The following is a 12,466-nucleotide window of genomic DNA, read 5'->3' on the forward strand; positions in this document are numbered from 1 at the left end:
TGCGTTTCGTCTGAGGTCAGTTGCCAAGGAACGGATACTTCCAGTCCATCGGCGGACTGAACGTCTCCTTCACCGTGCGCGTGGATACCCAGCGCATGAGGTTGGCCTTGGAGCCGGCCTTGTCGTTCGTGCCCGAGCCACGCGCGCCACCAAACGGCTGCTGGCCCACCACGGCGCCCGTCGGCTTGTCGTTGATGTAGAAGTTGCCGGCCGCGTTGCGCAGCGCGCTCATGGCTTCGCGCACACCCTGACGGTCGCGCGAGAACACTGCACCCGTCAGTGCGTAGGGCGACGTGCTATCCACCAGCTGCAGCGTTTCCGCCCACTTGGCGTCGTCGTACACGTACACCGTGAGCAGCGGGCCAAACAACTCCTCGCAGAGCGAGCGGTAGTTGGGATCCTTGGTCTCCACGATCGTGGGCTGAATGAACCAGCCCTTCGAGTCGTCGTATCCGCCGCCCGCCACGATGGTGGCGTTGCTCTTCGCTTCGTCGATCGCGCCCTTGAGCCGCTCGAACGCGCGCTTGTCGATGACGGCCGCCACGAAGTTGCTGAAGTCGCGCGTGTCGCCCTGCTTCATCTCGGCCATCATGGCCACGCACTTTTCCTTCACCGTCGGCCACAGCGACGCCGGAATGTACGCGCGGCTGGCGGCCGAGCACTTCTGGCCCTGGTACTCGAAGGCGCCGCGCACCATGCCCACCGCCAGCGCCTGCGGATCCGCACTCGGATGTGCGACGATGAAGTCCTTGCCGCCCGTCTCACCCACAATGCGCGGATATGAGCGGTACTTGTTCATGTTCTTGCCGATCGTCTCCCACATGCTGTTGAAGACGCCGGTCGAGCCGGTGAAGTGCACACCGGCCAGATCGCGGTGCGTGAGCGCAATGTCCGAGATCATGGCCGGGTCGCCCGGCAGGAAGTTGATCACGCCGGCGGGCAGTCCCGCCTCTTCGAGCAGCAGGTAGGTGTACCAGCTCGAGAGCAGGGCAGTGGCCGAAGGCTTCCACAGCACCACGTTGCCCATGAGCGCGGGCGCACCCGGCAGGTTGCCGCCAATGGCCGTGAAATTGAACGGCGTGACGGCGTATACGAAGCCTTCGAGCGGCCGGTAGTCGAGCTGATTCCACATGCTGTGGTCCGACAAGGGCTGCTCGGCATAGAGCTCCTGTGCGAACTGCACGTTGAAGCGCCAGAAGTCGATGAGCTCGCAGGTCGCGTCGATTTCCGCCTGATGCACCGTCTTGGCCTGACCCAGCATGGTGGCCGCAAGCAGCGTATCGCGCCACGTCGTGGTCAGCAGCTCGGCGGCGCGCAGGAACACCGCGGCGCGGTCTTCCCAGCGCCAACTCGCCCACTCGGCGCGGGCCGTTGCGGCGGCCGCGATGGCCTCGCGCACATTCTCGGCACTGGCCTTGTGGTAGGTGGCCAGCACATGCTGGTGATCGCAGGGCATGGTGACCGTGCCCGTGTTGCCCGTCAGAATGCGGCGCCCGCCAATGACGACGGGAATTTCGGCCACCTCGGCAGCCATGCGATCGAGGCGGGCCTGCAGCGAGGCACGTTCCGGGCTGCCCGGCGCGTAGCTGCGCACGGGTTCGTTGACGGCAGGCGGCACGCGACGCGTGCCGTCGAAAGCGGCAAAGGACATCGAAGATCTCCGGGAGAGCGGGGACAGGTGCGGAGAAAGCTAGCGTCAGGCCGAACTTGCAGTACCCTTCGCGTATGACTGATCGCTGGCCTTTTCGTGTGCGCCCGGCCGCGCGTGTTGTGCTGCCGCTGCTGGCCCTGCTGACCGCCTGTGAACAGCCCGCGGCCACCTGGGTGGACGCCAATCCGGTGGCCACGACCATGCCGTCGCCCATGGCGCACCCGCCCTTTGTGCCCTACGACTCCACGCTGCTGGCGGAGACGCCGGAGGCGCAGTTTCTCGAGACGCAGGACGTGCTGCGCGAGGCCGGCGCGCTGAGCCTGCTGGTGGACACGCTGGCGGCCATGCCCTCGGTGCGCGACCGCGTGCCAGGTTCCTCGCTGCCTGCCATGCGAATGGCCGAGGCGCCGGCCACATCCTTGGGTGAGGGGGACGCTCCGCTCGACAGCGCCCGCTGTGCGCGTTCGTTGCGGGTGGTGGTCGCGCCGGGTCGCGGGCGGGTGGCGGTGTGGTGGACGCGGGCCGGACAGAGCCGCGTGCATCTCGTGGCCGCATGGCGCGACTCCCTGCCCGAGGCGGGCCGACTCGGCGCGTGGCGCGGCCCGATCGTGGTGGACTCGCTGGATCAGGGGCCACGCGACGCGCAGGCCGATACGCGTGGTGGTTATGGCTGCGCGCGACCGGCTGCCAGCGTGGCCGTGGACAGCGTGAACGGCTATGTGCATGTGGCCTATGCGCTGACCGGGCCCGAGGGCCCCGGGGTGTTCTATGCGCATCAGATGGACCCGCGCGCGGCGTTCGAGCCACCGGTCGCGGTGCTGTATGGCGAGCGACTTGGCGTGGCGCGCGTGGCCTCACACGGCGACGTGGTGGCCGTGGCCTATGAAGATCCCAACAGCCGCGGCCGTGTGCGCATCGGGGTGGCCTTCTCGCGCACGGCCGGCCACCTGTTTGAGGAACGACTCACGGCCAGTGGTGGCACCGAGGCCCGCGATCCCCACGTGGTGGTGCGCGGCCGCGCCGTGGTGGTGGGGTGGAGTGACTACGCGACCCCGACCGCCGAGCCGACGTTCCGGTTGCGCCGCGCCATCGTGCACTAGTCTCGCCTGCTTCTCCTTCCCGCTGTCCGCCTTACGCGGTCCACCTTACGCCCTTCGGCTACCGCCCCATGTTATTTCTCGGTTCTCACTGCATCGACACCGGCGGCATTCACATGGCGGCCCGCCGCGCCGGCCGGGGCGGCATGCAGGCGCTGCAGATCTTCAGCGCCGTGCCCAAGTACTACAACGACAAGGTGAGCGTGAAGCCCGAGCGCATCGCCCGCTTCCGCGAAGCGCTCGAGCAGGCGGGCATTGCCCCGGCGCAGGTCATCGTGCATGCCGCCTACGTCATCAACACGGCCACGCCCGACCCCGAGAAGTGGGCGCGCGCCGCGGCGGGTCTGGCCAAGGAGTACGAACGCTCCACCGCACTCGGTGTGGGCGGCGTGTGCTTTCATCCTGGCGCCGCCACCGACGGCGACCGCGACGGCGCCATCGCCCGCGTGAGTGAGGCCATGCGCCGCGCCCTTGAGGCCGTACCGGAAAGCGGGACGCGACTGCTCATCGAAAACACGGCCGGCGCCGGCACCACCGTGGGACGAACGCCCGACGAAGTGGCCGCGATGCTCGCCGGTATTCCCGCCGACCGCCGGCATCGCACCGGCTACGGTCTCGACACCTGCCACCTGTTTGCGTCGGGTTACGATCTCACGGTGTCGCGCGACGCCGTCACCGCCGTCCTCGACGCCTTCGAGCAGGCCACGGGTGAGCCGCCGGCCTTCCTGCACCTCAACGACAGCGAAGGCGCCTGTGGGTCGAACAAGGATCGCCACCGGGTCATTGGCGAGGGCCTGATCGGCGCCGACGCCTTCGGGTGGTTGCTGCAGGACCCGCGGGCGCGCGGCATTCCCTGCATCCTCGAAACACCACAGGCGGTGGAAACCGTCGCCGAAGATGACGACACCCCCGACGTCTGGGACGTCGACTCCATTGCCAGATTGCGCGCGTTGGCCGCGGGCTGACACGTCTGACGTGGGGCGTGGTACGGTGCACCGAGCGGTGCACCGAGCGGTGCACCGGGCGGCGCAGCGAGGCGCGTGCACCGTCACGCCGGTGCGCGAAAAGCGCATCCCGAGGGAAAAACCGCGCGAAAAACACGAAAAAAGCGCGTTCCCAGAGGGAAAAACGATATTGCCCTATTGCGCGTGCATTCCGCGATTGTAGTTTGTGCCCGTCCGCGAAGCGCTCTCTGACTTCGCGCGAACTGTCGAGACCAGTGATTGCTCGACGCGACCCACCCGGTCACCACTCCAAGGAGACGACATGGCCGCTGCGAAGAAGTCAGCAAAGAAGGCTGCGAAGAAGGCTGCTCCCAAGAAGGCCGCCGCCAAGAAGGCGGCTCCCAAGAAGGCTGCGAAGAAGGCCGCGCCGAAGAAGGCTGCTGCCAAGAAGGCTCCCGCCAAGAAGGCGGCCAAGCCGGCCAAGAAGGCCGCCAAGCGGACGCCGAACGCGGCGTTCATGAAGCCGCTCACCCCGAGCGCTGATCTCGCCGCCATCGTCGGCGACAAGGGCCTGCCCCGCACCGAAGTCGTGAAGAAGCTCTGGGCCTACATCAAGAAGAACGGCCTCCAGGATCAGAAGAACAAGCGCCAGATCAACGCCGACGACAAGCTCAAGAAGGTCTTCGGTGGCAAGAGCTCGGTCAGCATGTTCGACATGACCAAGCTGGTTTCCAAGCACCTGTCGTAACCTCCGAGGGTTTCCCTCGTAGGGCCTGGGGGGCGCGTCTGACCGGACGCGCCCCCTTAGATTTCCCGCCGTCCGCCGTTCCGTTCATCCATTGGCAACCCCCTCGCCCGTGTCCGACAAGTCCTCGGTCGCTGCGCTGCGCAGTGGCAAATCTTCCGCCGGCAAGTCCAAAGGCGGCAAGTCCGCTCCCGGCGGCGGCGCCGGCAGCGGCGCCACGACCTGGGAGAACGTGAAGGCCGTCGCGGTCACCATCGCGATCTTCCTGTTCATCCGGACCTTCCTGCTCGAGGCCTATCGCATCCCCTCGGGCAGCATGATTCCCACGCTCCTCATTGGCGACTGGCTCTTCGTGAACAAGCTGGCCTACGGCCCGCATGTCCCGTTCACCAACATCAACCTGCCGGGCTACGACGACCCCGAGCGTGGCGACGTCATCGTGTTCGTCTCGCCCAACCAGATCGATCAGCCCGAGGACCCCACGCCCACGCTCGTCAAGCGCCTCGTGGCCGTGGCCGGCGACACCGTCTGGATGCGCGACGGCCTCCTTCACGTGAACGGCATGCCGCAGCGGCAGAGCGCCGAGGCGCAGAAGAATCCGCGCGGCGACGGCGGCTTCTCGCACCCGCTCTTCCAGTGGCAAAAGGCCTACGAAGTGCGCGGTACGCGCGCCGGCGATCCGCCCGCCTCGCCCACGCTCGATGACTGGGGCCCGCTGGTCGTGCCGCCCAACATGCTCTTCATGCTCGGCGACAACCGCTACGACTCGAAGGACGGACGCTACTGGGGCCTCGTACCGCGCGAAAACGTGCGCGGACGTCCGGTGTTTGTGTACTACTCCTACCGCGCCGACGAAAGTGTGCGTCCGCTGCCGTTCCTCACGGACATCCGCTGGGGACGCATCGGGACCATCATTCGCTGAGGCGGTGGTGATGCCGCGCGGACTGGTTGGCGCCGTGGCGCTGGTGCTGTCGGTGCTCGCCATCTCCACGGCCATGCCTGCGGCCTTGGCACAGTCCGCCTCGCCGTCGGCTTCGCCGTCACTGTCGCGTGGCAGCGTCGTCACCGACACGCTCTGGTCCGCCGCACTTGGCACACACAAGGCCGTCACGGTCTATCTGCCACCGTCGTACCAGAGTCAGCGCAGCACACGATTCCCGGTGCTCTACTATCTGCACGGGCTCTGGGGGAACGAGCGCAACTGGGTGGACAACGGCGCGCTGGCGCTCACCATGGACTCGCTGGTGGCTGGCGGCGCACCGCAGGCCATTGTCGTCATGCCTGACGGAGACGACAGTTGGTACACCACCTGGGCGTCACTGCCCGACTTGGCGGGCTGTCAGCGCGACACCGCGCGCGCCGAGCCTGCGGCGCAGTACTGCGTGCCCTGGCCGCACTACGACGACTACCTCGCGGTGGACGTGGTGGACTTCATCGACCGACGCTATCGCACCCAGGCCACGCGCGCGCGACGTGCCATTGCGGGCCTCAGCATGGGCGGGTACGGTGCCGTCACCCTCGCGCTCAGCTATCCCGAACGATTCGTGGCGGCAGCCAGTCATTCCGGCGTGCTGTCCACCCGACTTCTGCCGGGTGACTCGGCGGGATCGGTCCGGCGCGCCAACGCCTTGCCGGACTTCAGCCGCGCGGCTGGCAGTCTGTGGACGTCGCAGCGCCGCGCGTTTGGCGGAGACAGCATTGCCTGGTGGGCCCGCGATCCGCTGACGCAGCTCGAGCGCTTTGCGCCGCGTGTCGCGAGTGGGCAGGTGCAGTGGCCGGCATTGTTCGTGGATGTCGGGGTCGACGACACCTGGCTGCGCCACAACCGCGATTTTGCACGCACAGCGCGCGCCGTTGGTGCACCACTGAGCTACCGCGAACTGCCAGGGGCGCATACCTGGCGCTACTGGCGCGCCCAGGCGGCGTTCAGCCTGCGCGCACTGCTGCTGGCCGTCACGGCGCCCTGACGGACCGTCACACCGGAATCGCTGGGGCCTTGGCGGTTACACGGCGGATGTACTTCCGCCCACGGTGCCAGCCGGTACCTTCCAAAGAATGTCCCGCTTCTTTCCGCGCGACGTGGTGCACTGGGGCGAAGAGACGCTCCATCCACTGCGTGCCTTCGCCATCCGCACCATCGAGCCTGCCGGCATCACCGGGCTCGTGCTGCGCCTGTGGCGCGCGGTGCTGCTGGCCAGTGGCAGCTGGGTGTTCTTCGTCGTGGGCATCACCGCGGCGGTGCTGTTTCTCTGCGGCATGCTCACTTGGCATCTGGGCAACTTTCCCGTGCGTCGCTGGCCGCTGCGTGTGCTCGCGTTCTGGGTGGTAGAGGTCGTGGTGGAAATGGGCACGAGCACGCTGCTCATCGCGCTTGGCCGCGAGCGCTTCGGTTCGCGCGTGGCGACCTGGGGTGACTGGTGGGCCATGACCGCACAAACCACCTGGCAGCGTGGCGTGGTGATCGTGCTGTTTGCCCTGACATTGGCGGTGGTGGTGCAGATGGTGCGACGCTCGATGGACGCGCGCCCCGACGCCGCGCCGCACACGCCCGTACCCTGACGTCGACCGCGACCCCGACCCCGATCGCGACCGCGACCCCGACCGCAGTTCCCCCTCCCTAACGCTCCCGTCGCATGGCTTCTGCTCACAGGCTTCCGTCCCACGGCTATCGCAGTTTGCTGTTCCTGACCGCGATCTGTTTGACCGCACCTCAACTGTCCGCCCAGCCCGTCACGTCTCCCAAGACGCCCGGTGCCCGTCACTCCGGCTCTCCCGCCGCTGACACCCTGCGTCCCTTTGGCCTGCTGCGCGATCAGGCCGAGCAGCGGCAGAAGTGGTTCGAGCTGCGCATGGAGCGCACCCTGCCGGCCCTGATGCGCCGCGAGGGCGTGGACATGTGGGTGGTGCCCATGCGCGAGTACAACGAGGACCCGCTGTTCAAGGCCATCACCTCGCCCACCACCTTCGCCGCACGTCGTCGCACCATCTACGTGTTCTTCGATCGCGGTGCGCAGGGTGTGGAGCGCATCGCGCTGGGTGGTACCTCACAGGGCAACGTCTACAAGGCCGTGCGCAGCATGAAGCCCGTGGCCGCGCCGGCAGCGGGCAGTCGTGGCAATGAGCGGCAGGCCGAGCTCTGGGGCGACGAGCAGTGGAGTGTGCTCAAGCAGGTCATCGAGGAGCGCAAGCCCAGAAAGATTGCCATCAACACCTCCCGCAACTTCGCGTTTGCGGACGGCCTGTCGAGTGGCGAGAAGGAAGGCATGCTCGAGGCGTTGGGTCAGCCGTGGGTGTCGCGCATCGTCAATGCCGAAGCGCTTGCCGTCGATCTCATCGCCGCGCGCCAGCCGGAAGAAGAAGCCGCCTTCCGTGAACTCAACCGCGTGGCCTGGGAAATCATCCAGGAAGCCTTTTCCAGCAAGGTCATCACGCCCGGCGTGACCAAGGCCGACGACGTGCTCTGGTGGATGCGGCAGCGCGTCAACGACCTGGGACTCGGCACCTGGTTCCAGCCGAGCGTGGAAGTGCAGCGGCAGTTCGGCAGTCCGGAATTGGTTGGTGTCAATCCCACCATCCTGCGCGGCGACGTGCTGCACTGTGACTTCGGCATCGTGGCGCTCGGCCTCAACACCGACACCCAGCATATGGGCTATGTGCTGCGTGAAGGGGAGACCGATGTGCCGGCCGGCCTCAAGGCGGCGCTCAAGGCCAGCAATCGGCTGCAGGACATCACCGTCGAGGAGCTCAAGCCCGGTCGCACCGGCAACGACGTGTTGGCTGCCTCGCTCAAGCGCATGCGTGACGAGAAGATCGACGGCACGTTGTATTCACACCCGATTGGCCTGCACGGCCACGGCGCCGGCGCCCTGATTGGCCTGTGGGACTACCAGGACGGTGTGCCGGGTCGCGGCGACCACAAGATCATTCCCGGCATGTGGTACTCCATCGAGCTGCAGGCCACGGTGCCCGTGCCCGAGTGGAACAACCAGCGCGTGCGCTCGGCGCAGGAAGAAGACGTGATCATCGACGCCAATGGCAAGGTGCGCTGGGCCTTTGGCCGCCAGACCACGTTCCATTTGGTGAAGTAGCACGCGCAGGGGCGGGTGGCTGGCACCAATCGGTGACACCAGCGCCCGTCCCGCCGCGTAGTGTTCAAGTACCCGCAGCACCCCTTCAACGAAGACGGAGCGCGACATGGCGTTGGGCGATTTCCTGCGCAAGCAGTTCATCGATGTCATCCAGTGGACCGAGTCCGGCCCTGGGGTTCTCATGTACCGCTTCCCCATGCGGGACATGGAAATCCAGAGTGGCGCACAGCTCACCGTGCGCGACTCGCAACTGGCCCTGTTCGTCAACGAAGGCCGCGCCGCCGACGCCTTCGGGCCCGGCCTGCACACGCTGGTCACGCAGAACCTGCCCCTGCTGACCAACCTCATGAACTGGGACAAGATGTTCGAGTCCCCGTTCAAGAGCGACGTGTACTTCTTCTCCACGCGTGTGCAGACCGGCCAGCGCTGGGGCACGCAACAGCCCATCACCATCCGCGATCGCGAGTTTGGTGCGGTGCGGCTGCGCGCGTTTGGCATGTTCGCGTTCCGCGTCGACAACCCGGCCGTCTTTCAGCGCAACGTCGGTGCCACCGACGCCGAGTACACGGTGGCGCAGATCGAACCCCAGCTCCGTAACGCCATCATCAGCGGCTTCACGGCGGCTTTTGCGAACGCCAACGTGCCGTTCCTCGACATGGCGGCCAATCAGGGGCAGTTGGCCACGCAGATTGCCGCCGCCACGCAGCCGGCCTTCGAGCAGTTCGGCCTCAAGCTCGAAACGTTCACGGTGGAGAACCTGTCGCTGCCCGACGAGCTGCAGAAGAAGCTCGACGAGCGCATCTCCATGAACATCATCGGCGACATGCGCACGTACACGGCGTATCAGGCGGCGCAGTCCATTCCCATTGCCGCCGCCAACGAGGGTGGCATGGCCGGACTCGCGGCGGGTCTTGGTGCGGGTGTCGGCCTTGGTGGCGCCATTGCCAACGCGCTCAGCGGAGCCGGCAGCGCCCCGCAGGCACCCGGTGTGGCGGTGCCGCCCGAACGCATGGCGCCGCCCGTGTCGCCCAGCGCGGAAAGCAAGTTCTGCATCAATTGCGGAACGAAGCTGCCGTCCATCGCCAAGTTCTGTTCGGCCTGCGGTACGGCGCAGGGGTGACGTTACCGGTGTCCTTGCCTGTATCGCACATTGAAGGACAGGAGTGGATGGTTGAGGCGCACGGCTGTGATCCCGTGCGCCTCGCCAGTGCCGCCACCATGCAGCGTGTGTTCGAGCGCATCATCCGTGACCTCTCGCTGCATCCGGTGGGCGCGCCGCTCTGGCACACCTTTCCCGAGCCCGGTGGCGTGACGGGCATGGTGATGCTGGCCGAGTCGCATCTGACGGTGCACACCTTCCCCGAATATGGCTCGGCATGCTTCAACCTGTTTTGCTGCACGCCGCGTGCGGAGTGGCCATGGCGTGATGCGTTGGCCGAACTGCTTGGAGCAGAGTCGGTAAACGTTCGGCATGTCATTCGCGCCTATTCCGGCATCCCGGTTACGCCGGGCGTCTCGGCATGACCGTTCCCGCGCCACATGGCGCCAGTTGTCCGAACTGCGGTGCGCCGGTGCGATTCCGCTGGGCGCAGGCGGTGCAAACCACCTGCGCCTACTGCCGCTCGGTGCTGGTGCGTCGTGATCTCGACCTCGCCCGCGTGGGTCAGCAGGCCGACTTTCCGCATACCGGCTCGCCCATCCAGCTCGGCACCGAAGGGCGCTGGCGCGATCAGAATTTTGTTGTCGTCGGTCGCCTCAGTTACCAGTGGGCCCGCGGTCGCTGGAACGAGTGGCACTGCGTACTGAACAGCGGCCACAGCGCCTGGCTGTCCGATGCGCAGCTCGAGTACGCCATGACCATGCAAGCCGATCCGGCCGGCGTGCTGCCGTCCATCGACCGCATCCAGGTGGGGACGCTGTACTTCTTCGACAACGTCCCGTACGAGGTCGCGAGCATCACCGAGGCCGAGTACATCGGTACGGAAGGCGATCTGCCGTTCACCACCACCGCGCGGCATCGCTGTCGCTTTGTGGACCTCATGAATGTCGAGGGACGTTTCGGCACCGTGGATGGCAGTGAAACGCCCGCGCGACTCTATCTCGGTGAGTACCTGACCTTCGATCAGCTCGCCCTCCGCAACCTGCGGGAGTTCGAGGGATGGTGACCGTACCACGCGTGGCGTCACTGTCCTGCACCAGTTGCGGCGCAGGCATCGAGCTGCACGCGCAGGGCTGGGCGGTCACCGTGGTGTGTGCGGCCTGCGGTGCGCAGCTCGACGCGACAGATGAGAACTTGCGCGTGCTGCAGTACGGTGAGCGTGTGTCGCTCACGCCGCGCATTCCGCTGGGTACGCGTGGCACGTGGAAGGGTGCGCCCTGGGAAGTCATCGGCTGTCAGGTGGTGACCATCACCGTGGACGAGGTCGACTACTCCTGGACCGAGTACGTGTGCTTCAATCCGTACCGGGGCTTCCTGTATCTCTCGGAGTATCAGGGCCACTGGAACGTCATCGAGAAGTTGCGTCGTCGTCCCGAGCGTCAGACGGAAGGCGCAAGGCCGACGGTGGAGCTCGAGGGGCGTCTCTTCAAGCACTTCCAGACGGCGGTTGCGCGCACCACGGCGGCACTTGGCGAGTTCCCCTGGGAGCTGCGTGTCGGTGATTCGGTACTCAGCCGCGACTTCGTGTCGCCGCCGTACATCTTGAGCGCCGAGTCCAGCGACAACGAAGAAACCTGGTCGCTGGGCACCTACACGCCGCCAGATGTCATCCGCAAGATGTTTGGCCTGGACAAGGGCCTCATTGCGCCGGTCGGTGTGTTTGCCAACCAGCCCAACCCGCATGAGCACACCGCAGGCCGGGTGTTCAGGCGCATGGGCCTCGCGGTGCTGGGGCTCATGATGATGTTCCTGCTCAATGTGGCGCTGGCGGGCAACCGCACGGTGTTCACGCAGGGCTACAGCTATCACCGCACGATGGGCGACAGCGTGGCAGCCTTTGTCACGCCGGCCTTCGAGCTGGACGGCCGGCCCTCGAGTGTGGCCATCGACATCGACGTGCCGTTTCAGAACGACTGGATCTTCTTCACCTTCTCGCTCATCAACGAAGCCACGGGCGAGACGCGCGAAGTGACCCGGCAGGTCAGCTACTACACCGGCACTGACAGCGATGGCCGCTGGACCGAAGGCAGCACCAGTGAAACGGTGCGCATTGCCGGTGTGCCGGCGGGGCGCTGGTTCCTGCGTGTGCAGCCCGAGGGGGGGGAGCCGACCAATCCGGTGGCCAGTTACACGCTGCGGGTGCGGCGCGACGCGCCACATTATGCGCTCTACGGTCTGGCGCTGGTGGCGCTTCTGTTGCCTGCCACGTTTGCGCTGCTGCCCTCAGCCAGTTTTGAGAGCCGACGCTGGGCTGAAAGCGATCACGCGCCCGTCAGCAGCAGCGACGACGAGGAGGACTGAACGACATGGGTGCCAGACTCTACACACTGTGGGCCGTGGCTGTGCTGGGCCTGTTGGGCACGGCGCAGTATCGCGGCTGGACGCTCACACGCAGCACCGATTCCCGCACCAATCCCCGATCGATACGCGACAACCCCGGCGCGTACCGGTCTTCGTACTACGTTCCCGGGCGCATCCTCCGCGGCAAGTAAGGAGCTGTCCATGGCTGATACCCTGTTCTCCAACGTGCTCAACTCCGCGGCCTTTGCCGGGCTGGGCGTGGTGATGTTCGCGATTGCCTTCTTCGTCATCGACATGCTTACGCCCGGCAAGCTCTGGGACGAGCTCAGTGCGAAGCAGAACAAGGCCGTGGCCATTGTCATCGGCTCGGTGGCCATCGCGCTCGGCATCATCGTCGCCGCCGCGATTCACTGAGTTCCTTGCTGGCTCGTCTGCTGCGTCGTTCGTCCAATGGCGTAGCACCGTAGCCGTCGTTCTTCTG

At 66.4% G+C, this 12,466-nt stretch carries 14 protein-coding genes; 13 read left to right on the forward strand and 1 reads right to left on the reverse strand.

Annotated features, from left to right (window positions below; genetic code table 11):
- Window positions 1-16: 16 nt before the first annotated feature.
- On the reverse strand, window positions 17-1,651 hold the full coding sequence (gene pruA / locus B2747_RS06390; RefSeq protein WP_291158049.1) for an L-glutamate gamma-semialdehyde dehydrogenase: 1,635 nt from the start codon (window positions 1,649-1,651) through the stop codon (window positions 17-19).
- A gap of 74 nt (window positions 1,652-1,725) precedes the next feature.
- Here pruA and B2747_RS06395 point away from each other — a divergent pair, with 74 nt between their 5' ends.
- From B2747_RS06395 to B2747_RS06455, 13 genes are all read left to right on the forward strand, one after another.
- A complete protein-coding gene (locus tag B2747_RS06395) occupies window positions 1,726-2,751 on the forward strand; it encodes a hypothetical protein (protein ID WP_291158056.1) in 1,026 nt (341 codons plus the stop codon).
- A 68-nt stretch (window positions 2,752-2,819) separates the two neighbouring features.
- A complete protein-coding gene (locus tag B2747_RS06400; protein WP_291158061.1) occupies window positions 2,820-3,713 on the forward strand; it encodes a deoxyribonuclease IV in 894 nt (297 codons plus the stop codon).
- A gap of 301 nt (window positions 3,714-4,014) precedes the next feature.
- Window positions 4,015-4,440: an SWIB/MDM2 domain-containing protein gene (locus tag B2747_RS06405; RefSeq protein WP_291158064.1), complete on the forward strand. Its 426-nt coding sequence runs from the start codon at window positions 4,015-4,017 to the stop codon at window positions 4,438-4,440.
- A 109-nt stretch (window positions 4,441-4,549) separates the two neighbouring features.
- Entirely contained in the window at window positions 4,550-5,359 is an 810-nt protein-coding gene (lepB, locus tag B2747_RS06410; protein ID WP_291158067.1) for a signal peptidase I, read from the forward strand.
- A gap of 10 nt (window positions 5,360-5,369) precedes the next feature.
- Window positions 5,370-6,404, forward strand: coding sequence for an alpha/beta hydrolase (locus B2747_RS06415; protein ID WP_291158163.1), 1,035 nt, complete (start codon window positions 5,370-5,372; stop codon window positions 6,402-6,404).
- Window positions 6,405-6,492: 88 nt separating this feature from the next.
- Complete coding sequence (locus B2747_RS06420) at window positions 6,493-6,996, forward strand: hypothetical protein (protein ID WP_291158077.1); 504 nt, start codon at window positions 6,493-6,495, stop codon at window positions 6,994-6,996.
- A gap of 74 nt (window positions 6,997-7,070) precedes the next feature.
- Window positions 7,071-8,525 (forward strand): M24 family metallopeptidase, encoded by a 1,455-nt coding sequence (locus tag B2747_RS06425; protein WP_414652185.1) that lies wholly within the window; start codon window positions 7,071-7,073, stop codon window positions 8,523-8,525.
- Window positions 8,526-8,631: 106 nt separating this feature from the next.
- A complete protein-coding gene (locus B2747_RS06430) occupies window positions 8,632-9,645 on the forward strand; it encodes an SPFH domain-containing protein (RefSeq protein ID WP_291158082.1) in 1,014 nt (337 codons plus the stop codon).
- 8 nt (window positions 9,646-9,653) lie between these two features.
- Window positions 9,654-10,049, forward strand: coding sequence for an S-adenosylmethionine decarboxylase family protein (locus B2747_RS06435; RefSeq protein WP_291158085.1), 396 nt, complete (start codon window positions 9,654-9,656; stop codon window positions 10,047-10,049).
- Window positions 10,046-10,690 (forward strand): DUF4178 domain-containing protein, encoded by a 645-nt coding sequence (locus B2747_RS06440; RefSeq protein WP_291158088.1) that lies wholly within the window; start codon window positions 10,046-10,048, stop codon window positions 10,688-10,690. The genes B2747_RS06435 and B2747_RS06440 overlap by 4 nt, the downstream gene beginning before the upstream one ends.
- Window positions 10,684-11,985, forward strand: a complete 1,302-nt coding sequence (locus B2747_RS06445; RefSeq protein ID WP_291158091.1) for a DUF4178 domain-containing protein — start codon at window positions 10,684-10,686, stop codon at window positions 11,983-11,985. The genes B2747_RS06440 and B2747_RS06445 overlap by 7 nt, the downstream gene beginning before the upstream one ends.
- A 5-nt stretch (window positions 11,986-11,990) precedes the next feature.
- Window positions 11,991-12,176, forward strand: a complete 186-nt coding sequence (locus B2747_RS06450; RefSeq protein ID WP_291158094.1) for a hypothetical protein — start codon at window positions 11,991-11,993, stop codon at window positions 12,174-12,176.
- Window positions 12,177-12,186: 10 nt separating this feature from the next.
- The gene (locus tag B2747_RS06455) at window positions 12,187-12,399 is read left to right on the forward strand and encodes a DUF350 domain-containing protein (RefSeq protein ID WP_291158097.1); all 213 of its coding nucleotides are present in this window, start codon (window positions 12,187-12,189) and stop codon (window positions 12,397-12,399) included.
- Window positions 12,400-12,466: the final 67 nt, after the last annotated feature.

Origin of the sequence: Gemmatimonas sp. UBA7669 (assembly GCF_002483225.1) — a bacterium.
Taxonomy (GTDB): domain Bacteria; phylum Gemmatimonadota; class Gemmatimonadetes; order Gemmatimonadales; family Gemmatimonadaceae; genus Gemmatimonas.